Source organism: Nitrosomonas sp. Is35 (assembly GCF_033063295.1).
Lineage (GTDB): Bacteria > Pseudomonadota > Gammaproteobacteria > Burkholderiales > Nitrosomonadaceae > Nitrosomonas.
The window spans coordinates 2,951,928-2,972,828 of the sequence record NZ_JAWJZH010000001.1; the positions used below are offsets into that span (position 1 = coordinate 2,951,928).

15 protein-coding genes are annotated in these 20,901 nt (G+C 50.6%); 7 read left to right on the forward strand and 8 right to left on the reverse strand.

The features are described from left to right. The first annotated feature begins 100 nt into the window (after positions 1-100). Positions 101-2,605 (forward strand): magnesium-translocating P-type ATPase, encoded by a 2,505-nt coding sequence (mgtA, locus tag R2083_RS13760; RefSeq protein WP_317538771.1) that lies wholly within the window; start codon positions 101-103, stop codon positions 2,603-2,605. Between the two features lie 101 nt (positions 2,606-2,706). Here the strand turns inward: mgtA and R2083_RS13765 are convergent, their stop codons facing one another. After that, complete coding sequence (locus R2083_RS13765) at positions 2,707-3,384, reverse strand: IS1595 family transposase (protein WP_317537134.1); 678 nt, start codon at positions 3,382-3,384, stop codon at positions 2,707-2,709. Between the two features lie 152 nt (positions 3,385-3,536). Here R2083_RS13765 and R2083_RS13770 point away from each other — a divergent pair, with 152 nt between their 5' ends. Beyond that, the gene (locus R2083_RS13770; protein WP_317538772.1) at positions 3,537-7,568 is read left to right on the forward strand and encodes a PAS domain S-box protein; all 4,032 of its coding nucleotides are present in this window, start codon (positions 3,537-3,539) and stop codon (positions 7,566-7,568) included. Between the two features lie 12 nt (positions 7,569-7,580). Here R2083_RS13770 and R2083_RS13775 read toward each other — a convergent pair whose 3' ends face one another. Beyond that, the gene (locus R2083_RS13775; protein WP_317538773.1) at positions 7,581-8,987 is read right to left on the reverse strand and encodes a GTPase/DUF3482 domain-containing protein; all 1,407 of its coding nucleotides are present in this window, start codon (positions 8,985-8,987) and stop codon (positions 7,581-7,583) included. A 3-nt stretch (positions 8,988-8,990) separates the two neighbouring features. Beyond that, positions 8,991-10,373 (reverse strand): DUF2868 domain-containing protein, encoded by a 1,383-nt coding sequence (locus R2083_RS13780; RefSeq protein WP_317538774.1) that lies wholly within the window; start codon positions 10,371-10,373, stop codon positions 8,991-8,993. Between the two features lie 167 nt (positions 10,374-10,540). Here R2083_RS13780 and R2083_RS13785 point away from each other — a divergent pair, with 167 nt between their 5' ends. Beyond that, positions 10,541-11,242 carry a type 1 glutamine amidotransferase gene (locus R2083_RS13785; RefSeq protein ID WP_317538775.1) on the forward strand — a complete coding sequence of 234 codons (702 nt, stop codon included), beginning with the start codon at positions 10,541-10,543 and terminating at the stop codon, positions 11,240-11,242. A 17-nt stretch (positions 11,243-11,259) separates the two neighbouring features. Here R2083_RS13785 and R2083_RS13790 read toward each other — a convergent pair whose 3' ends face one another. Further along, a complete protein-coding gene (locus R2083_RS13790) occupies positions 11,260-12,270 on the reverse strand; it encodes a metal-dependent hydrolase (RefSeq protein ID WP_317538776.1) in 1,011 nt (336 codons plus the stop codon). A 226-nt stretch (positions 12,271-12,496) separates the two neighbouring features. On the opposite strand from R2083_RS13790, the gene R2083_RS13795 reads away from it, so the two are divergent. From R2083_RS13795 to R2083_RS13805, 3 genes are all read left to right on the forward strand, one after another. Then, positions 12,497-14,962 (forward strand): YdbH domain-containing protein, encoded by a 2,466-nt coding sequence (locus tag R2083_RS13795; RefSeq protein ID WP_317538777.1) that lies wholly within the window; start codon positions 12,497-12,499, stop codon positions 14,960-14,962. Positions 14,963-15,062: 100 nt separating this feature from the next. Next, the gene (locus tag R2083_RS13800) at positions 15,063-15,278 is read left to right on the forward strand and encodes a YnbE family lipoprotein (RefSeq protein ID WP_317531812.1); all 216 of its coding nucleotides are present in this window, start codon (positions 15,063-15,065) and stop codon (positions 15,276-15,278) included. 24 nt (positions 15,279-15,302) lie between these two features. Next, entirely contained in the window at positions 15,303-15,653 is a 351-nt protein-coding gene (locus R2083_RS13805; protein WP_317531813.1) for a YdbL family protein, read from the forward strand. A gap of 119 nt (positions 15,654-15,772) precedes the next feature. Here the strand turns inward: R2083_RS13805 and R2083_RS13810 are convergent, their stop codons facing one another. After that, positions 15,773-16,633: a hypothetical protein gene (locus R2083_RS13810; protein ID WP_317538778.1), complete on the reverse strand. Its 861-nt coding sequence runs from the start codon at positions 16,631-16,633 to the stop codon at positions 15,773-15,775. Between the two features lie 549 nt (positions 16,634-17,182). Between R2083_RS13810 and R2083_RS13815 the strand changes: the two genes are divergently transcribed. Further along, a complete protein-coding gene (locus R2083_RS13815) occupies positions 17,183-17,554 on the forward strand; it encodes a hypothetical protein (RefSeq protein WP_317531815.1) in 372 nt (123 codons plus the stop codon). Positions 17,555-17,759: 205 nt separating this feature from the next. On the opposite strand, the gene gdhA is transcribed toward R2083_RS13815, so the two are convergent. From gdhA to R2083_RS13830, 3 genes are all read right to left on the reverse strand, one after another. After that, positions 17,760-19,103 carry an NADP-specific glutamate dehydrogenase gene (gdhA, locus tag R2083_RS13820; protein ID WP_317538779.1) on the reverse strand — a complete coding sequence of 448 codons (1,344 nt, stop codon included), beginning with the start codon at positions 19,101-19,103 and terminating at the stop codon, positions 17,760-17,762. Between the two features lie 211 nt (positions 19,104-19,314). Further along, the gene (locus tag R2083_RS13825; protein ID WP_317538780.1) at positions 19,315-19,482 is read right to left on the reverse strand and encodes a hypothetical protein; all 168 of its coding nucleotides are present in this window, start codon (positions 19,480-19,482) and stop codon (positions 19,315-19,317) included. Between the two features lie 25 nt (positions 19,483-19,507). Further along, positions 19,508-20,845 (reverse strand): DNA methyltransferase, encoded by a 1,338-nt coding sequence (locus R2083_RS13830; protein ID WP_317538781.1) that lies wholly within the window; start codon positions 20,843-20,845, stop codon positions 19,508-19,510. Positions 20,846-20,901 lie beyond the last annotated feature (56 nt).

The window sequence follows — 20,901 nt, forward strand, 5'->3', positions numbered from 1 at the left end:
CGGTCATCAATGCAGCAAGATGAAGCGTATCCGGAGACTGCATCACCCTACGTGTATAAAGCCGCTATAATCATGGAACACAAGCCCGAATGGCGAGAAAATGATTAAAGATCAGATGGATACCGGCTTAAGCAATGCAGAAGCAGTCATTCTGTTAAAGCAGCACGGCGCAAACGAGATTAAACCTGTCAAGCAGCGCAACATCCTCGTGCAGTTTCTCGCCCATTTCTACAATCCACTGGTATTGATACTGCTCGCCGCAGTGAGCATTTCAGCGCTGAACGGCGATGAAGTGAGCGCATTCATTATTGGCATCATTATTCTCATGAGTGTCACGTTGGATTTCATTCAGGAGTACCGTGCCGGTCAGGCGGCGGCAAAACTGGCGGCACAAGTCGCTGTAACCGCCACGGTACTGCGGGACGGGAAATTATCCGAGATTCCGGTTGCGCAGTTAGTGCCGGGCGATATCATTGCCTTATCGGCGGGCGATCTGGTTCCGGCCGACGGGCAATTGCTCGACGCCAAGGATTTGTTTATCAATCAATCGCAACTCACCGGTGAGGCCTATCCGGTTGAGAAACATGCCGATGCACCGGCCAGCGCCGATCCCTGGGACTTGGAAGCAAAAGCTGCGGTATTCATGGGCAGTACGGTGATCAGTGGCACAGCCCGGGCCAGAATCACCCGCACGGGACAAACGACAGCGCTGGGGCAAATCGCCGACAGCCTCGAGAAGAAACCGCCACCCACCTCATTCGAGCTCGGCATACGCCAGTTCGGCATGTTGATCATGCGCTTTACCTTCCTGCTGGTGCTGTTCACCTTGCTGGTCAATATCGTGATGCACCGCCCCTTACTCGAGTCTTTCCTGTTTGCCGTGGCCTTGGCAGTAGGACTCACACCGGAATTATTGCCCATGGTGGTATCGGTCACGCTCACACGCGGCGCATTGCGCATGGCCGCATTGAACGTGATCGTCAAGCGGCCATCGGCGATTCAGGACATGGGCGCGATGGATATCCTCTGCACCGATAAGACCGGCACGCTGACCGAAGCGAAAATCCATCTGGAACATCACGTCAATGCACTGGGTCAAGGCTCCCAGCGGGTATTGGAACTTGCCTATTTGAACAGTTATTTTGAAAGCGGCCTGAAAAGCCCGCTCGATGACGCCATCTTGCTGCACCACGACGTAGCGATTGAGGGCTGGAGCAAAATTGATGAAGTACCGTTTGATTTCGAGCGCCGCCGCGTATCCGTACTGGTAGAGCGTGAAGAAACCCGGATACTGGCCGTCAAAGGGGCTCCCGAAGACATCCTGAACCTTTGCACTCAGTATGAAGATGAAACCGGCGCCATTGTTTCGCTGGATGAAACCGTACGGCAATCGATTACTCAACTGCTCGACCAATTCGGCAATGATGGTTTTCGCGTCTTGGCTATTGCTTGGCGCGAGGTCGCGCCGGATCATCCCCATGCTGTCGTAACCGACGAAAGCGAACTGGTATTTGCCGGTCTTGCGGCTTTTCTCGATCCGCCCAAAATCAGCGCCGGACCGGTTTTAACCGCACTACAGGCGAGCGGTGTGCAAGTCAAGATTTTAACCGGGGATAATGAACGGGTAACGCGCTACATTTGCAACCAGCTGAATCTGCCGGTTACCGGCGTGCTGACCGGCAATGACATCGCCGCCATGCAAGACGATGCGTTGCTCGCCCGGGTGGAAGAAGTCAATCTGTTTTGCCGCGTCAATCCGGCGCAAAAGAATCGCGTGTTGCTGGCGCTCAAGGCACGCAAACATGTTGTCGGTTATCTGGGCGACGGCATCAACGACGCGCCTTCACTACATACCGCCGACATCGGCATTTCAGTGGACGGCGCGGTCGATGTGGCCAAGCAGGCTGCGTCCATGATCATGCTGGAACACGATCTGAAAGTCTTGCATGCAGGTGTGATGGAAGGACGTCGCACCTTCGGTAATGTGATGAAATACATCATGATGGCGACCAGCTCGAACTTCGGTAACATGTTCAGCATGGCCGCATCGACGCTCTTCTTGCCGTTCCTGCCGCTGCTGCCGTTGCAAATCCTGCTGAACAATTTGCTGTACGATCTTTCCGAAATCACCTTACCGATGGACAATGTCGATGAGGAAGATCTGGCGCAACCAAGCCAATGGGACATGAATTTTATCCGCAATTTCATGATGACCATCGGCCCTATCAGCTCGATATTCGATTTCGTTACGTTCTATCTGCTGATCACCGTATTTGAGGCGGACGAAACCCTGTTCCGCACCGGCTGGTTTGTAGAGTCGATCGCCACGCAAGTACTGGTCATTTTCATCATCAGAACCCGGCGCAACCCCTTGCACAGCCACCCCAACCGCTGGTTAACGATCACTTCGCTCAGTATCGTCGCCATCGCCATGCTGCTCCCCATCAGCCCGATGGCGCATTACCTGGGCTTCACAGCACTGCCATTGATGTTCTTCGGACTGCTGGCTGTTTTGATCGTTACTTATCTGTTGACAGTGGAATACTGTAAACAATGGTTCTATAAGCGCCTGAACAAATCCCGGAACAACCCGGCCGTGCCATAGGATAGCTGATAGAACACCCGCAACCGTTGTCCGTTTTCTCTGGAAAGACGGTGATTCTTTATAGCCATTAAAAAAGCACATTTTGTTTGGGTCTTAGGAAGTTAAAGCGGGTTTAAACGTAATAATTTGAGAATCTGATGATAGAGATTATCACGGCGATGATTAAAACGAAATTCGGTTTCTTTCAAATGCAAATAAAAGGTATGTTCAGGAACACCATTGAACTTTGCCAAACGCCTTTTTGCAAAGCTCCAGAAAGATTCAATGCCGTTGATATGCCGCTCGCCACTGGCGAATTCATTGTTGCCATGACAAACCCTGAAGTGCTTATCAAAACCAATATCGACCAGCCCGTCATATCCGCGCCAGCCATCAGAATGGATGATGGTATCGGGTGCTACATGCCCACGGATAATAGCTTGTAACGTGGCTTTGGAGCAATCAGGAACAATCTCCGTATATACCTTCCCTTGGCGTTTCAGAACGCCAAAGACAATGGTTTTACCATAAGCGCCTCGACCTTTTTTGCCTCTGACACGCTGCGCGCCAAAATAAGATTCATCAACTTCCACAGCACCTTGAAGCGGCGATTCAAGTTCGCAGCAGTAGGCAATTTTTTGCCGCACTTTGAGGTAAATCGTATTGACGGATCGGATAGAAATACCGGTCAATTGCGCGGTACTTGTAGCGGTAAAATCCAAAACAAAATAGCGAATAAGTTGTCTGAATTTAGCTTCTCCAATCCGAGAACGGAAATAGTATCTATTTTTAACATTCATCTCAGTAAGTTAACACACTTCCGTAAGTGCTTAACTTCCTAAGACCCTTTGTTTTAATTTCCAACGTGATAATCTTCACCTTATGCCACCTCAAGCGATGTTTATAGCCCAATCCGCACTGACTGCCCACTCAATCGATTTCTTGCCTTTTCATGTTCAGTAACAATCAGCCGGTTTCCTATCGTCATTATATTTTTCAGCTGCTTGCGCTCGCTGTTTTGTACTTTGTATTTGGCCATATCAGCTTTTTGATCTCTGTTTCGCATTTCATTGTCACACCGGTTTTCTTTGTCGCGGAAGGTATTGCACTGGCTGCCGCCATCTTGCTTGGACGCAAGGTCTGGCCGGGCGTTTTCGTTGGGCAACTGGCACTCGCTTTGAGCAGCGGACTGGAGTTTCCACCCGCGCTGGCGATATCCGCAGTCAACAGCTTTGAAGCCGTAATTGCGGCGGCTTTATTCAAGCGCTGGAAACTGGATCCAACGCTCACTAGGGTGCATGACCTCAGCCGGCTGGTTGCCATGATCTTTTTAGTGCTGCAACCAATTAGCGCCACCTTCGGAACGATCGCGCTGTCATTCTTCAATGTCATCCAGGAATCACAGAACTACTTCCAGGCATGGGCATATTGGTGGTTTGGCAACTGCTTGGGACAATTGCTGGTAACGCCGTTTTTGCTGATTTTGTTTTCTTCGCGCGGCCGCAGCATCAGCATCTGGCAATCCATGCGCAAAGCGATCGTGCCGGTTATCTTGATGCTGCCCGCCACATGGCTGGTTTTCGGTAATTCCACTTTCAGCGGCATTTCCCTCGCATTGGTGATTTATGTTCCCTTGTTGTTATGGATTGCGATTAAAAGTGAATTAGCCGTCGTATCGCTGATATGCAGTGTCATCACCGTACTGGCGCTATTTGAAACAGCGCGCAAATTCGGCCCTTTTGTCGTGGATGATTATCCGCAGATCTTCGACATGAATATCTTCATTTTGGGTATTTCGCTCACGGCGCAATTTGTCAGCGTGCTATTCACCGAGCGTAACCAGGTGGAAGCAGAGTTGCGCAAAAGCGAAGCCAGACTTTATGCGATTATCGATACCTCCCCCATACCCAAGGCAATCAACGACGATCAGCAGAATATCACCTTCCTGAACAAAGCATTTGTGCAGACATTTGGCTATACCTTGGACGATATTCCAACGTTAGCGGACTGGTGGCCCAGGGCCTATCCGGACCCAGCATACCGCCAGCGGGTAGAAACCACATGGAATCAGCATCTGGAACAAGCATCGCGAGACAATACCAGTTTTGCTCCGCTCGACGTCATTATCCGCTGCAAAGACGGTTCTCTGCGCAGTGTTATCGCAACCGCCTCACCGCTTGAATCCGGAACATCCGCTAAGAGTTATTTGATCACCTTGGTGGACATCACATTGCGCAAGAATCTTGAGACTCAGCTCATCAAAAGCCATAAATTTCTCGAGGATTTATCCAATAGTATTCCTGGCTTTATTTACCAGTTCCAGCTTTTTCCGGACGGGCGGAATTGTGTGCCGTATGCCAGCAAAGGAATAACCGGGATCCTCGGTGTATCGCCGGAAAGCATTACCACGGATGCATCGGCCATTTTTTCCATCATTCATTCCGAGGACATCGAAACATTTAACCGGTCGATTCAGGAATCCGCCGCTACATTGACCGATTGGCACGCTGATTTCCGCGTCATGACCGCACAAAATGAGATCCGGTGGATACACGCGCACTCAAAACCCGAGAAACAAGCTGACGGCAGTATTATCTGGAATGGCTACGCCAGCGATATCACCGAATTAAAAAATATATCGCTGAAATTTGAAGCCTTACTGGAACTCGCCAGCGATGGCGTTCACATTCTCGATGAAGATGGCAATATCGTGGAATTCAGCCACGCCTTTGCCAAGATGCTGGGCTATTCCAACGAAGAAACCGCCCGCCTCAATGTGATGGATTGGGATGCAATGATTCCCAAAGATAAACTGATTGCGGCAGTCCGTGAAGTCTCGAAGACACCGCGTGTTTTTGAAACGCTGCACCGGCGTAAAGACGGCACGATCATGAATGTTGAAATCAACGCCAGCAGACTGGAGGTCACGGGAAAAATACTGATTTACGCTTCGTCACGCGACATTACCGGCCGCAAGCAGCACGAAAAAGAACAGGAATATCAACGCTTGCGCTTATCCAATATCATTGAAGGAACGCACATCGGCACCTGGGAATGGAACGTGCAAACCGGGGAAGTCATTTTCAATCAGCGCTGGGCCGAAATACTCGGCTATACCCTCGAGGAACTTGCCCCGACATCGATTGAAACCTGGCAGAAGTATGCGCACCCGGATGATTTGCAGCAATCCGAAACGCTTCTCAAAGATCACTTCGCCGGAAAAATTCCTTTTTACGAATGTGAAGCCCGTATGCGTCACAAAGCAGGACATTGGATTTGGGTGCTGGATCGCGGCAAAGTATCCAGCTGGACCGCCGATGGCAAACCGCTCATGATGTTCGGCACCCATCAGGACATCACCGAACGGAAAGAGCGTGAAACCATGCTGATCGAAGCGCGCCAGCAAGCGGAGGCCGCCAGTAACGCCAAAACCCGCTTCTTGGCGATGATGTCGCATGAAATCCGCACGCCGATGAATGCCGTGCTGGGCATGGCGTATTTATTAAGCAAAACCACCTTGGATCCGCGCCAAAGCGGGTATCTGCGCAATATTGAAGGCTCCTCCAATATTTTATTGGGCGTTATCAATGACATTCTGGATTATTCCAAAATCGAAGCCAACAAAATTGAATTGGATCATATCGCTTTCGATTTGAACACGATTCTGGAAAACCTGTCCGCCATTGCTTCAATCGCTGCAAAAGACAAAACCATCGACGTGCTTTTTTATGTCGAACCCAATGTACCCCGGCAGTTTATCGGCGATCCGCTGAGGCTCAGCCAGATTTTCGTGAACCTTATCAACAATGCGATCAAGTTTACCGATCGCGGCGAAGTCATCATCCGCATCGCCATCGCTCCGGCTGACGATGCCGATATCGCCACACTGGTTTTCAGCATCACCGATAGCGGTATCGGCATGACGCCCGGGCAAATGGCGCATCTGTTCCAAGCATTTACCCAAGCCGACTCATCCATCTCGCGGCGGTTCGGCGGTACCGGCCTGGGTTTGTCGATTTCATACCGGCTGGCGCAGTTGATGGGAGGCAATATCGTGGCCGAAAGCGAACATGGCGAGGGCAGCCGGTTTCATTGCACGGTTCAGTTACACTACAAAAATCAGCACCGGGAACCTTGGGTGACCATTCCCGCTCACTTGCAATCACTTAAGGTAATGATCATTGACGACCGTGCGGTCACACGCGGCGTCATCGCGGAAATTGTTCACTCCATGGGCTGGAGCGCGGTTGCTGTGGATAACAGCACGGCATCGCTCAGAATGTTCGCCGATCCCAGTCAGGTGCCGTTTGATTTGCTGTTGTTGATGACACGCTTAACCGATACGAATTATCGCGACACCATCCATGCGATAGAAGCTGCATTACCTGCGTCACGCCGTCCCAAGATCATAGTGATGAGCAATAATATCGATCCCGCGTTCTCGAATCAGTTTGAAGCCAATAGCACCATCAACGTGCTGATTAAACCTTTCACACCGCTGAATCTGCTGGATACCGTTGCCGCTTTGTTTAGCGAAACCGCACACCAGCAAGCGCACCAGCAAGCCATACCCGGCCAGCAGCAATTCAGCGGCGCCCATATCCTGATCGTGGAGGATAATGAATTCAATCAACTGCTGATCACTGAGTTGTTAACAAGCTGGGGTATCAAGGTGAGTCTGGCACAAAATGGCGTGGAATGCCTGGATTTACTGAAAACAACCGAATCTCCGTTCGATCTGATTTTCATGGATATCCAAATGCCGGAAATGGACGGGTTGGAAGCAACCCGGCGTATCCGCCAGGAATTGCATCTGACCAACATCCCGATTGTCGCTTTGACCGCCAATATCATGGAACACAATCAACAGGAGTTCCTGGCAATTGGCATGAATGCTTACCTGCCCAAACCTTTCGATCCCAATCAGCTCATTCAAGTTTTGGGTCAGTTTTTGCAACCCGGCGGGCAAAAAACGCCAACCTGATTGCAGCGTCCCTTAATTTTCATCCAGCAACGCTTCCACCAGTTTCGCTTCTATCTCCAAATATTGTGTATTGCTGTTACGCGCAGCGGATGGTTCCTGCCAAGCCGGGTTTTGGCGTAATGCGCTGGTCAGTTTGGTCCAGTTTGCGGGCAATTTCTCGCTATCGGCTTTGTCCACATGCAGCCTGTCCTGCGCGGCATGACCACGGTGCATCAGTTTTTTCAGCAGATGCTTCTGACGCAAATACAAGACTTGCAGCGTGGTTTCGTCGGCACACTGCCATTGCGTGCCTTTGACCGTCGCTTTGATCTCGTCGCCATAGCGTTTGAAGGTCGACCAGCCGGCACCGGCGATTGCGCCTAACGCGCTGGCTGCGCCCAGACTCATGCCGCCGACCATCAAGTCAATTCCGGCGCCCGCCGCAGCGCCTTTAGCCGCGGCGCTGCCGAGATCCAATCCGTACGCTTTGAGGATGCCGGGCGCAAAAATATCCAGTTGCCATTGTCCGTTACTGACCGGTATTTTTTGGATGGCAACGTCTTTTTCCGAAAAATTGAAAATGGCTAACAGATCGTGCAGGCAATGCTGCTCGGCCTTACGGACAAAATCGTGCAGCCGGTCTTCAACCAGCGAATGCGCAATCAAATTATTCTGCGCGGACTTACTTTCACGGTAGCAAGCGACCGTGACAATCAATCCGGCAATCCGCTTGGCACCCGACAAACACAGCTGATTCCATAATTGGGCGCGGTAATCGATCAGCTTCTGCAGCCGGTCGTAGTGAGATTCCACCAGCGTTTGCATCTTCTGATACAAACGCTTCTCCGCTTCAAACGTAAACGCGACGGTATCGAATTCCAGCGTGGCGTGCATGCGGAAAGCCGCCAGATGCTCACGCCATTTCGCCAGTTCCCGGTCATGCTCGGCGATAAAGTTAAAAACCGGAATAATCGGTTTACTGACCTGCGTCAGGATTTCCAATTCCAGCCGGTATTTTTCCAGGAAAGGCTCGCGCACATCGATGATGTAGAGCAGGATATCGCTGCGCAATACCTGGCGGATCACTTTCGCTTCTTGTTCCAGCGGGTCGTTGACCGTTACTTGCGCAATAAACTGTTCCAGAATCTGGGTAGGAGACAACGATTTCGCTTTGGCTTGCAGCTTCTTGATATGCGCAAACAAAGCCCGGGAATCCTCCAGACCGGGCGTGTCATACAACTTCAGAATCGCTTCATTGTCGGCGGATATCGTTGCTTGCTCGACATGCCGGGTGGTACCCGCGCCATCTTCGATGACACCGAATTCAGTGCTGCGCAGCATGGTGCGGATCAGCGATGTCTTGCCGGTATTGGTATGCCCGACGACGGCGATGTTCAGCAATGAATCCGCTTGCGGATGCTGAGGGTTAGGGATGTTCATGATTTACCGGGTGATGACATGTTCTGCCGGAATACCGCAGACTTCCGCCAGACGGAACCAGGCGAATTCGCGCGCGCTGGTCACCGGCGCCGATGGTTTACTCAACAGGATCAGCCACGGCTTAGCATTGCTGCCGTCGACCAGCTCCTTGATCAACCGCTGCACGCCGCGATCGGGTAAACGGTGCGCCGCCACGCCCAGCAGCAACGGACCGTTGAGATTCTTTATCAATGTCATGGCCTCATCATGCGATTCCTGATCGACGATATTCAAGCGGCAGACAACAGATTCCGGCCAGTGCGTGGCATCGTCCAGCTCAATGCCGAAGGCTTGCGCATTGGCCGGAATAGCGACATTCTCCGGCGGCCGGACAACTTCCGCCGGTCTCATACCGGCCTGCGGATCGGCATCGATGACTTGCGCTTTCACGTCGCGCGCCATCAGACGTTGACGCAATTCAATGTAATAGGGTAAGTACAGATCGAGCCTGAAGCGGCTCTCACTCCACTGCTGCATGAGCCAGGAAAACCCAAGCAGTAACAGACGCGGGAAAATACCGTACACCAGCAAAGCGCCAATCAAGAAAACCGCCCACGCGGTGCGCGTTTCCGCGTCTTGTTTGCCTGTCCCGATACGGCTGGCAATCGTCTGAGGGTTATCCGGAATTTTTAATCCCATCGCTTCCAATGGCGCGCCAAGGATTTCCGTGAGTCTCGGCAACGTGCTATCCGGCAGCAATGTGGTGCCCCAAATGAAGTTATATTGCCTGGCCAGCATGAGCAAAATCAGCAACACCAGACCGGCGGTTAAATAAGTCAGCCAGAATTGATGCGTCAAAACACTGATACGCCATTTGCCCACCGTGCCGGTTAAACAACTTTCCCACCACGCATGCGATGCCAGCGATGCAACCGCCGGCTCTTTTTTGTGCCGGTAAGGCAGCCAACTGGCCAACTGCGCCACGATGCCGCTGCTCAAGCTTTGCAAATTCAAGACAATGCCCGCCAACCACAGCAATAGCGAAATCATGTTGAATCCCAGCAGCACCGCCAGCAACCAGTAGATATTCAATGTGGAAGATTCGCTGACCGCCTGGCTGGCTGCCAATCCACCCAAAGTCAGCGCAGCAATCAGACAGATCCAGCGCGCCCGGGTAAATTGCTTACGTGGTTGCTGCAATACATCATCCAGCGCGTTATCGCGGATCAGGTGCTTGGCGCGCTGCGCCAGGCGATGAATAAATTCCGTATAGTTGAAGTCACCGGCCGTAGAACCCGGCATATTTTTAATGCCTTCGTACGACAGCTCACCGGCTTTGGCAGACTCGATTTTGCGCAATTGTTCAATGCGCACCAAATCAGCGAAGGTATGTTTGTTTACAGACATGAAAGAGTCCATTCCGGCAGAATGTCCACTCGGATTTCACAATGGGCGATAGCGTTATGTTTCACAGGTAACAAAAAAAGATTTATCCGGATTTTCAGCAAAAAATTTGCTGCAAAACAAGCTAAAATCCGTTATCAGATCGTTCAAAAATTATGCAGGGAAATTCCATGAAGCCGGTTGCAATATTCAGACATATACCCATCGAAGGGCCTGGCTATTTTGCCACATTTCTCGACAACAATCATATTCCGTGGCGTCTGATCAAAATCGACGCCGGAGAACAACCGCCCGCCAGCATCGATGGATTCAGCGGTCTGGTGTTCATGGGCGGAACGATGAGCGTCAATGACGACTTACCGTGGATCGAGCAGGAATTAACATTAATCCGCCAAGCGATTGCTCAAGACGTTCCGGTACTGGGCCATTGTCTGGGCGGTCAACTCATGGCCAAAGCCTTGGATGGCGTGGTCAGCGCCAACCCGGTCAAGGAAATGGGCTGGGGCGAAGTTACCGTGCCGGATAATCCGGTTGCCCGCGCATGGTTCGGCGATCTGACAACTTTCAATTCATTCCACTGGCACGGCGAGGCGTTCACCATCCCGCAAGGCGCCACGTGCATTCTGTTCAGTCCCTACTGTGAAAATCAAGCATTTGCACTCGGCATGCACCTCGGTATGCAATGCCACGTCGAAATGACCGAACGGCTGGTCATCGACTGGTGCAGTGTCGGCGCGGAAGAACTCGCCAGCCTGAACGAACCGTCGGTGCAATCGCTGGAAGAAATTGAGAAGAATTTACCGGAACGTGTAGCGGCGTTAAATGTAGTAGCTGAGCGGCTGTACCGGAAATGGATTGTGAATTTGAAATAGCTATCTGATGATTTCAATCAATCCAACATATGCTCACCCAGCAGCAATTTCAAAAACTTCTCTCGCGTTACACTGGATGAATCGCGGTAAAGTTTGTATTTCGCATGCTGATCCGGTTGCTCCGGGTTGATTTCGATGCCCCAGAGCGGGGCGGTTGTTGTCGGCAAATTGGAATAGCGCACATCGACCAATACATTCGGTTGTTCCGGGCGGATAGCAAGGAATCCGGCGGAGAAATGACTGAAGCGCGCGATATCCTGAGCCAGCACTGATGAAACCGGCAGATCGCTCAAATCGCGCTCCAGCACAAATTTTTCAATCGATTCTCCTGGATAGATGCGCGGCTCGGAAAACAAACCGGCGCGGATGGCATTCACATACAGTTTGCCCTCAAATTCGTAGATGGATCGCCACAGTACCAGATTGCCAAGCGTTGGCTTGACCAGCAATTGTTCCGCACGATGCCCTCTTTCCGCAATTAATGTTTCCGCAATGGTTTCAGCGCGGTGCAATTGCATCCATCCGAACGACAAATAGATCGCTGCAAGCAACAATCCGATCCGCGCTGCGGCATGACTGTATTTCCTGAAAGCAATCACCCCGGCGATCAACAAGATTAACGTGAAAGCCGGATCCAGCACCGAAATGATATTCAACGCCACCCGTGCATCGCTGACCGGCCAGAGCAGATTGGTGCCATAACTGGTAAACGCATCCAGCACGCCACTCAAGCAATAACCGAGAAAGGTAAACAGATACAGCCGCGCAAAAGGCAGGCGTTTGCGCAAAAACGGCCAGAACAGCAGCGCGACAATCAAAGCGCCGAGCGGCACGAAAAAAAGCGAATGCGTGAAATGCCGGTGAAATTCGATATTCAACAGCGGATCGTTCTCCGATTGAATCAGAATATCGACATCCGCCGCAATACCGGCAACAAAGCCTATGCCGGTTGCGATGCGTGCTTCCTGTTGTTTCGCGCCCGACTGCGCCATCGTGGCGCCGAGGAGTCCTTGGGTCAATAAATCCATAGTGTCGTAACGATAGTGAATAAAAAAATCTCTTCTGCAGAAGATGCGTAGTATAAAAGAGGCGCGTGATCCTTTACGATTTTTCGCGCAAACACAGTAAAACATAAAATACTGCAAGGCAATACAGTTGTGATATCGTGTTAAAGCGTTGAAACGAAGCTAATCAGACCTGTATTAATCGAACTAAAAGTCAATTCAATGCTTGCGATCCTATGCAATTGATACCATGGAAAAACTCTTAAAGACCGGATTCCTGATCCTGATCAGTCTCGCCATTTTTGCCGGGGCAGGTCTTTATGTTTTCCGCAATCAGTTACTGGAAACCTTGATCGGCCAGCAGTTGAATAAGCAGGGCTTACCGCTGCAATCCATTGCCGATTTGGATCTCTCATTCAATACTTTCCGTTTGAAGGGGTTGTCGGCAGGTAAAAATAAAGAGTTGCGCTTGGAAAACATGCTCGTGGCGTGGAATGTGCCGGATCTGCTTGCCGGTAAGCCAATCTCAGTTGAGATCAGCGGTTTGAACGTAGCATTCGACCTGAACGCGGCGCACCCGTTGTTGAGTTCCACTACCCCCATGACTGCCGCACCTGAGAAAAGTATCAGTCTTCCCTGGTTGCCAAATTTTTCACTCAAGGACTCCGCGATTCATCTGCGTTCAACAGCAGGTGAAACGACCATCGCGCTATCCGGCGGCATTGCGCAAAACCAGCCGGATGCACAAACGATTCGCTTGAGTGTAATCGTCTCGGGTTCGCTTGCGCACAGCAAAAGCTTGCTGACAGCGATGCTGGATAGAAAGGGAAATATTCAAGGCAAGTTCGCGATCTCTGAAGGTATGCTGGGACTGCCCGAAGCGAGCATCTCCAGTTTCTCGGGCGAAGCGGCATTTTCGTTCGCGGCATTGCAGTTACAGCATATCCAAACCGAATTCACATTAACCGGCATCAAACTGCCGGGAAAAGCAATCGTAAAACCCGCATCCGATTCCGCTGATAAAAATCCGGTGACGCCAGCGTTAGGGGATACAACCATCGATCGCATGACCCTGAAGGGCGATATCCGCGCGTCAGCACAATCATTGACAGGATCGCTGGATCTCGACGCCGACGGCGGTCAATATGCCGCGGAACCGCTCAAAGTTCAGCAATTCTCTGTTTCTTTGCCCGTGCAGATCACGTCCAACCGGGATAATTGGCAAGTTGCATTGCGCAATCCGGGGCAGATCACTTTTGGTAAGATCGATTCCGGCACGCCTGTGCATTTGCTGAATGCACTCAAGTTTTCCATTCCCCAAGTGAATTTGGAATTGGCAAAAAACTCGCAGGGTTGGTCACTTGCACACGATATCGCAATAATTCCTGGCAACCTGAACGTGCGTGTCGATCGCACGGAATCCTCCGCTATTGAAGCGCAGATTCATCCCGGAAAAATAACCCTGACCGGAAAACTCGGTGCCGGCACCGGCTACCAAGGGCGATTTACCATCAACGATGCAGGCTTCACATTGCCGCAATCCGATCTGCAATTGAAGGATTTTTCCGCCACCGTGCATCTAAATGATGCCGAGATCGGCACTGCCGCGGATTTTGCCATTGCCCGGCTGCAACACCTGGCACCCGAACCGTTATTTGCTGCGTTGTCCATCTCAGGCAGTATCCGCAATGAAGCGTCAGCTGGAGAACCAGCCGTGTATGCGCTAAACATAACGGGCGGCGTGCCGGATTTACGCTATTTAAAAATCAGCGGCCGTCATGCGCTCGCGAGTGGCGATGGCACGCTAGTAGCGGAATTTATTCCTGTCCGTTTCTCACCGGAGGGTTTGCAACCCAGCGTACTCTCTCCCGTTCTTGCACAGCTTGAGGATGCCAGCGGACATCTCGGCGCCAACGTTCAATTCAAATGGTCCAAGGAAGGTGTGCAGAACAGTCAGGCTGCATTTGAATTACGTAACTTATCGTTTACCCGTGAAAATACAAAACTCAGCGATCTGAATGTCAGTCTTAATTTGGTGGATCTGTTATCTCCCCGCACCCCGCCGCACCAGACGGTCACAATCCGGCGGATTGACGCCGGTGTTCCGCTGGAAAATTTGCTGGTCTCCTATCATATCGTAGGCACCAGCCCGCCCCGCATCGCCATCGAACAAGCACAATTCTCCGTGCTGGAGGGTACAATTGCCGTGGTACCTACCGTCATCGACCCGGCCGCGACACGTTCCGATACTTTGATCCGCATCAGCAACATCGACCTGGAAACCCTCTTTAATGTCATTAAGGTTGACGGATTGACGGGAAGCGGTCATTTGGACGGTCAGATTCCGCTGACATTGGCAGAAAATCAAGTGACCATCACCAATGGCCACCTTGCAGCGCAAGCTCCGGGGATTTTGCGCTTCAAATCGGCAAAAGCCTCAAAAATGATGGCTTCCGCCGGTAAGGAAATGAATTTATTACTGCAAGCGGCGCAGGATTTTCACTACACCGAACTGTCGCTGGATCTGGACAAATCGGTTACGCACGATCTGGTAGCCAAACTGTCGTTGTTGGGGAATAATCCCAAGGTGAAAGACGGACAGGCATTCCGTTTGAATATCAAGCTCGAAACGGATATCGATAAAATTCTGCAAACGATTAATCAGGGCTACAACTTATCGCATGAAATTCTGCGCGGCTCATTAAGGTTCCATTAAGTCCGCCCGCGTTAAATTGAACCCATGGAACACAGTATGCTAATTATCGGATTCCCAGTCAGAGTGGAGCGCGGGAATCCATCAGAAAAGGAGTGCAATCATGCGCAAAATTGATCGAATAACCAACGCGACATTAATCAAAGTCATCCTGATCCTATACTGCCTGACGATCACTGCATGCGCGCCGACCGTTAAAGTGGAGCCACCGCAAGAACCGATCACAATTAATCTCAATATCAAGCTGGATGCCGACATCCGGGTAAAGCTTGAAGAGCAAGCCAAAAAAGATATCGCGGCCAATCCTGGCATCTTCTGATATCAACGAGACGAGGAGAACACTATGCAGCGTACTGCACACATGACAGTTAAAAAACCTTTCGCAAAAATCGGCCAAGCCATGCTGCTGGCATTCCTGCTTAACGCGCTACCCGCCTGGGCCGATTCCATCGAGAATCTGCGTGCATCGGGCGCAGTCGGCGAAAGTTACGATGGCTATGTCGTCGCGCGCCAACCCAGCGCCCGTGGAGAAGCGGATGAGATTAATGCAAAACGCCGATCGATTTACCAGGAAAAAGCCACCGCTCAGGGAATCGATATCGAACAAGTCGGTAAAGTTTATGCTGAAGAAATCATTCGCAAAGTCCCATCCGGAACTTGGATTCAGCTAAATGGGCAGTGGAAACAGAAATAGCAGGCCGTACAAATTGCATTACCGTTAAAACCGGCCAACATCATTCGCGAGTACTGACGCTAAAAATCATTGTTCTATTTTTACCGGCGTCAGGTGCTCGCAGTCCAGACTAAAGAGATTCATCCGTTATCCCCCATCAACCGGCTGACTTCGGCATACCAGCTGCAATGACGATAAGGCTCGGCACGCAACAACTCTTTGTAGTTATCCGGTAAATTATGCGCAATCGCCCGGAATTCCTGCTTATCCTGTTCCGTAGTGATGGTCGGGCCGATAAACGGGGTTTTGTTGCGGCGTAAATTCAAGTTGAATGATGGCTGGTGCGGCAAGTCAAAAAATAGAACCATGTCTTTTAACACTGTTTCCCGTTTGAGATCGGCGTCGACATCGATAAAAAACACGCGGTCTCGCCAATGATTATCGCGGAGCAACTGCATCGCCCGGTGTTCGATTTCCAGCCATTGCAACAAATAAAACTGAAAACGGCTGAGTGTGCCCGGGTAGTGCCGGAACAATGCTTCATGCCCGGTTAAAGCCCAGCGGAACAAACGTTCACCGGTATCGCTGGTATATTCCGCAAACGGCAGATGCAACCGGCGTATAGCCTGTTCGCGCACATATTCGCTTTTTGCCACGAGTAATGGATTTCGTACCAGATGAATAAAACCGGGATTGCGCAGCAGGTTTCCGGCATGGCGGTTAAACGCTTTCACAAAAGCATGATTCGATTCAAAATAAAACGGTTGCTGGCGATCCGTGATAAAACGGCATTTGCGTTCCAGCACAGGGATTAATGCGTTGTCGTTATTCTGCGTATTCCATTCAATGGGTTTGCCGAACAACGTGGGATTACCCGGTGTGAAGTAAGGCTCGTGCGTGCTGTAACAGTGCGTAATATTCTTCGAGAAAAAATCGGCGAGATAGCTGGTACCCGAACGGCCGCTGGCGAGGGCGAATAGTACAAGCTGAGTGTTATTCATAGCCTCGTCGGCGAACTATCCAGTAGTACCATAAACACCATGTTGACTCTTAACTGTATCAGACCGGAGCGTGATGAATCAGCTCTGCTCTTTATTTCAGAAACTTATCCTTGATAATCTGTGCAACAATCAATCCAGCGATCAATGCAATTACAGAATAAATAGTAATTTCTATTAAATCAGTCATTTGGCAAGGTATCCCATCTCAATCAATGCAAACGCAAGCATTTTATATGAGATACATGCATCCAATGGAAAAATATTCTCCGTACAAGATTCCTAAATTGGGAAATTCTTACCGCTGATTGACACCAGCTGAAATTATTCTCAAAATCGCGGCGCACGTTGATGGCGAAACATCTAATGGCATGCAAAAAGCACCTCTGTGGCATGAAGCGTGTGCCATGGCATTAGGATTGGATGATAAAATGCCGTGAAGCTACGCTTATAATAATAAGTGCGTATCTGCCACAAAACAGGAAGCATTGATGTTGATCGCAACGGATTTGTTACTTTAATTTAAGATTAATTTTTATAGGCTTAATACATATGAAGAAATTACTTTTTGTTGTTCTGATTTCCTTGGTGTTTACAAACAACCTGTACGCGAAAGGTAGCAAAGGCAGTAAAGGCAGCGTATCAAAAGCGCCAGTGAGCTCTAAACCGGCCGCACAACAAAAACAAGCGAATACGAACCAACCTGCGCCAGCTCAACAGCCAGCGCAAGCAGCTAACGCCAATGCACCAGCTGCAGCACCGAATGCACAAGCTCAAAACCCATCCCTTTTGCAATCCGCAATGCCCGCATTAGTCGGTGGCGCAGTGGGAAGCTATATCGGCAGCAAATTGGCCAGTGATGGCGAGGATGCAAAAGCAGCGGAAGAAAGCGCGGAAAAAAAGGACGAGCAGTTTTTAAAATAATAAACCATAGCCGTTCGGCTTAACTTCACAAACCCGCAAAGCAAAGAGCGTTACCATTCTTCACAACAAAGAAAGGTAACGCTCGAACCAATGAACCCTGACGCTAAAAAACAACCTGATGAGCTTGCCGGAAAACAATGGCAGCTCATTCAGGAATTTTTAGCACCGCTCGCCCAGAGTCACATATTCCATCGGCTTGCTAAAGCTAAATAACGCCTTGTCCCAGCATGGCTTCAGCCACTTTGACAAAACCGGCGATATTGGCACCATCGACATAGTTGACGCTGCCATCGGCTTTGGTTCCGTATTTCAGACAGGATTTATGGATCGCTTGCATGATTTCTTTCAGGCGCGCATCAACTTCCTCGCGCGTCCACGATATCCGCATGGCATTCTGGCTCATTTCCAAGCCTGACGTTGCAACACCGCCTGCATTACTGGCTTTGCCCGGCGCATAGAGCACTTTGTTGTGCAGGAAACATTCGACAGCTTCCGCGGTCGATGGCATGTTGGCGCCTTCAGCCACGCAAATCACGCCATTCTTCACTAGCGCCCGCGCATCGTCACCGTTCAATTCATTCTGTGTTGCACAAGGCAATGCCACTTGGACGGGCACATGCCAGGGTTTCGCACCGGGTAGATAGGTGACATTGACCCGTTTGGCATATTCATCGAGACGGGCATACAGGTGATTTTTAACCTCGGCCAGAATCGCCAGCTTTTCGGGAGTGAAACCCGCTTCGTCGACGATCGTGCCGCTCGAATCGGATACGGTCACCACTTTGGCGCCCTGCGACATAGCTTTTTCCACGGCAAATTGCGCCACATTTCCCGAGCCGGAAACCGAAACGCGCATGCCTTCGAGGGAACGCCCTGCGTGTTGCAATATTTCCTGGGCAAAGTAAACCGTGCCGTAACCGGTTGCTTCCGGACGTATCAATGACCCGCCAAAACTCAACCCCTTACCGGTGAATACGCAATCCGCACGATTCGATAATTTCTTCATCATACCGGCCATGAAACCGACTTCCCGCCCGCCTACACCGATATCTCCGGCAGGAACATCGGTATCCGAACCAATATGGCGGAATAATTCGCTGATAAACGCCTGGCAGAAGCGCATGACTTCACCGGGGCTTTTACCTTTAGGATCGAAATCGGAACCGCCCTTACCGCCGCCCATCGGCAGCGTCGTCAAGGCATTCTTGAAGGTCTGTTCAAACGCCAGGAATTTAAGAATCGACAAATTAACCGAGGGATGAAACCGGATGCCGCCTTTGTAAGGTCCGATGGAAGAACTGTGCTGTATGCGATAACCGCGATTGACCCGGACTTCGCCGTGATCATCCACCCAGGACACCCGAAATATAATCACCCGCTCCGGCTCGACCAAGCGATCCAGCAAACCATGCTCGGCATAACGAGGATGCTCCAATATGAACGGCCACAAACTTTCAATCACTTCCGTGACCGCCTGCATATACTCTGGTTGGTTCGGATTGCGCCCTGCCACATCGGCGCTGAACTCTTGAAGACTTTTATATTTCATTTTATTTCCCCGGTAAGTAAAAGGTTATCAGCAAATGGCCCAATTTTGCCAAATTAATGTACAAGCTGCACTGTATTTTTATTAAAAAGATGGATTTTTACCGATGCTGCTTAATCTGAGTCATTTTTGCTCCTCCCTTGAGTATCATTTCTTCTCATTTTTAGAAGCGCGCGAACTCCCGAAAGTGTACCCATAGTCAGGAGCTACACCGCTATCGTTTTTCATGATGTGGTTGAATTGAGCTTTGGCGGCCAGTCCGCTGCAAATTCAACTGCAACAAGCGCTGCAAAATTTCCGCATCGGGCATGTCCGGCGTGTAGTCTTTCCAGCCGTAGGCTTGGGCGACGGCTTTATCGAGCGCTTGATGCGCGTTGGTCAACCAAGCCGGTTTAGCGTTGTATAAGTTAGTGAGGGTTCTTTTTTTTTAACTCGTCTTCATGTCCAGGTTTGGCAACCGGACGTTTTGGGAAACCTGCTTTTAGTTCTTTCGGGGTGATCACCCAATCGACCCATTCCGGCGGGTTAAGCCAGTTGCTGCGTAATTGGTTTAATTTGAAAGCAGCCTCGGCAATCGCCAAGGCTGCGGGGCGCTGGGATTCTTTTGCAATGATTGCTGGAATGGGAGCGTCGCACTCTCCAGCTCTTGCTTGATTGTCAGAGTCCTTGTAGCCCAGCGCTTGCTTTTCTTCGTCACTTCTGGGGTTGGTGTCGGCTGGAGTCAATCCTTCGGGAAACGGGAAGGTTTCGAAGCAAGTGGTGGGTGTGTAGCGTGGCCGATCTTCCAATGAAGTGCCCAAGCTCAACGACCATAATTCATGAAAACGAGAATGAAGGATACCGAAGGTGGTGTCGTCGGAACGTGCGATAGCAACCGTAGCGCTGTCCGGCAAAACTGCATGGTGTGCGAATATAAACAATCGATATTTGGAAACTCGAGGGGTAAGAATATACCGTTTGAAGGTGGCAAGTGCGGCACGCATTTCTGGACGTGGTCGCTGATGTAACCACCACTTTTCGTTTGCTCGTTCCTCTCGTTTATCTACGCGCAATGGCTTAATGTTTTCGGTAGCATACTGAAACGGTTGTTCAAACATAGCAGCATCTTGTTCCAGCATGCTAACACCAAAGTCAATTATCCAAGTATCTGAAGGACGACGCGTAATATCCATGCCGTTTGCCCACGGGCGTACAACATCACAATTTGGCTTACCGCTTGGATTGGGTTGTTTTAACCAGAGCCTGGCTGTGCCACCATCTATTTCCATTGGTCCGGTTTTTATTGATCCCTGAAATCCGATATCAACATTCTCTCTAAGGAGCTTAGCAAGTGTAAGGTTAAGTCCTGCTTCTGCGGTCAAATCAGCATGTATGGCTTCTACAGCTTTGCCGTCAAGTTTCGCTCCATCGAAATTACCAAAACATACCAGCGATACGCGCACCGCAGTACCGGCATCGAACCAATTTTCATCCGACCATGCTTCAAAAATATGTGCGCTCTGGCAAATATTATCCAGCACTACACGGTTAGCACCACCACGTATCGAGTTAGTGGATACCAGCCCGGCCGCTTTGGCTTGACCGTTCACAATTTGCCGCTGCGCCTTGTCGAACCAATAGCAGACTAAATCTGCACCACCGGGCACACGACCTTTGTAACAATCACGCAAAGTAGTCACGTAATCGTCGCCAAGTTCGCCGCGCATGATTTTATCGCCCAGAAACGGCGGATTGCCGATAATCACGTCCGCTTGCGGCCATTGCGCTTCCGTGCCATCGGCGTTGAGCAGCGCGTCGCGGT

What these genes read in the sequence shown, in the direction of transcription:
- R2083_RS13775 (WP_317538773.1), bottom strand. Translation starts at nt 8,987, where the DNA reads ATGAACATCCCTAACCCTCAGCATCCGCAAGCGGATTCATTGCTGAAC.
- R2083_RS13785 (WP_317538775.1), top strand. Translation starts at nt 10,541, where the DNA reads ATGAAGCCGGTTGCAATATTCAGACATATACCCATCGAAGGGCCTGGC.
- R2083_RS13790 (WP_317538776.1), bottom strand. Translation starts at nt 12,270, where the DNA reads ATGGATTTATTGACCCAAGGACTCCTCGGCGCCACGATGGCGCAGTCG.
- R2083_RS13805 (WP_317531813.1), top strand. Translation starts at nt 15,303, where the DNA reads ATGCAGCGTACTGCACACATGACAGTTAAAAAACCTTTCGCAAAAATC.
- R2083_RS13795 (WP_317538777.1), top strand. Translation starts at nt 12,497, where the DNA reads ATGGAAAAACTCTTAAAGACCGGATTCCTGATCCTGATCAGTCTCGCC.
- R2083_RS13810 (WP_317538778.1), bottom strand. Translation starts at nt 16,633, where the DNA reads ATGAATAACACTCAGCTTGTACTATTCGCCCTCGCCAGCGGCCGTTCG.
- mgtA (WP_317538771.1), top strand. Translation starts at nt 101, where the DNA reads ATGATTAAAGATCAGATGGATACCGGCTTAAGCAATGCAGAAGCAGTC.
- R2083_RS13815 (WP_317531815.1), top strand. Translation starts at nt 17,183, where the DNA reads ATGAAGAAATTACTTTTTGTTGTTCTGATTTCCTTGGTGTTTACAAAC.
- R2083_RS13800 (WP_317531812.1), top strand. Translation starts at nt 15,063, where the DNA reads ATGCGCAAAATTGATCGAATAACCAACGCGACATTAATCAAAGTCATC.
- gdhA (WP_317538779.1), bottom strand. Translation starts at nt 19,103, where the DNA reads ATGAAATATAAAAGTCTTCAAGAGTTCAGCGCCGATGTGGCAGGGCGC.
- R2083_RS13770 (WP_317538772.1), top strand. Translation starts at nt 3,537, where the DNA reads ATGTTCAGTAACAATCAGCCGGTTTCCTATCGTCATTATATTTTTCAG.
- R2083_RS13780 (WP_317538774.1), bottom strand. Translation starts at nt 10,373, where the DNA reads ATGTCTGTAAACAAACATACCTTCGCTGATTTGGTGCGCATTGAACAA.
- R2083_RS13765 (WP_317537134.1), bottom strand. Translation starts at nt 3,384, where the DNA reads ATGAATGTTAAAAATAGATACTATTTCCGTTCTCGGATTGGAGAAGCT.